Here is an 862-nt window from a genome sequence, read left to right as displayed (position 1 = left end):
AAAGCATATGATTTTATAAATGCATCAAATAAGTTGTTTCCATATTTATTGATCTGTTAATTGATATTCAATTTGTTGTAATCTGGATGTAATATTTTAGAGTTTAATGTAAAATCTGGATTTATATAATTAAAGATATAAGATTATTAAAAACATATTCTTTCTTTATACTTTTACTTATTTTTCCTTAATTTATATTTAGGAAGGGTGATACCTGTAAAAATTAACCCTAAAAATATTAAGGATGTTCCTGCTATATTTCAAATATTTGGTTCTGAATCCTTTGCTATTCATGAAATAATCATTGCGAATAGTATATAAGAAGAATTAATTGCAACTATAACAGAAGGATTGCTTGTTTTTTGTAATGCTCAATAATAAAATATATATGAGGCTATTGCATTCAATGATGCTAATATTACAAAAAGAAACTCTAATTTTAAAACTACTTGACTTAAATTTCACAAAGATAACATTCCAGGGATAAAAGAAGAAATTAAAATAATTAAAAACAAACAAATTGATGAAGCTAAATACTTTATGAATAACATTGAACCTACATTTAAATTTTGTTGATCTATTGATTTAATAACCAAAGCTTCTATTCCATAGGAAATAGCACCAAGTATCGCTAAAATAATACCGATATTTGTATTCATTTTACCGCCGGCTCCAATCCCTACTAATACTGCTCCAGCAACTATTAATACTATGGAAATAATACTCGCTGATGTTATTTTTTCCTTAAATATTACTCTTGATAAAATTAAGACAACAATTGGATACAAAGAAATAAGCAAATCTGATAATCCGAATCCGAGAATTGCCATTGAAGAAATATATAAAGAAAGAGAAACACCTC

1 protein-coding gene is annotated in these 862 nt (G+C 25.6%); it reads right to left on the bottom strand.

Translation table 4 applies throughout. The annotated features are described in order from the left end of the window. Positions 1–173: 173 nt before the first annotated feature. Positions 174–862 (bottom strand): DMT family transporter (locus C4B24_RS04840; protein WP_131599650.1); only part of this gene is annotated, 689 nt, incomplete at its 5' end.

Source organism: Mycoplasma marinum (assembly GCF_004335975.1).
Classification (GTDB): Bacteria; Bacillota_I; Bacilli_A; order Mycoplasmatales; family Metamycoplasmataceae; genus Mycoplasma_K; species Mycoplasma_K marinum.
The sequence above is the reverse complement of the archived record's forward strand: the minus strand, read 5'-3'. Positions and strand labels throughout refer to the sequence as shown.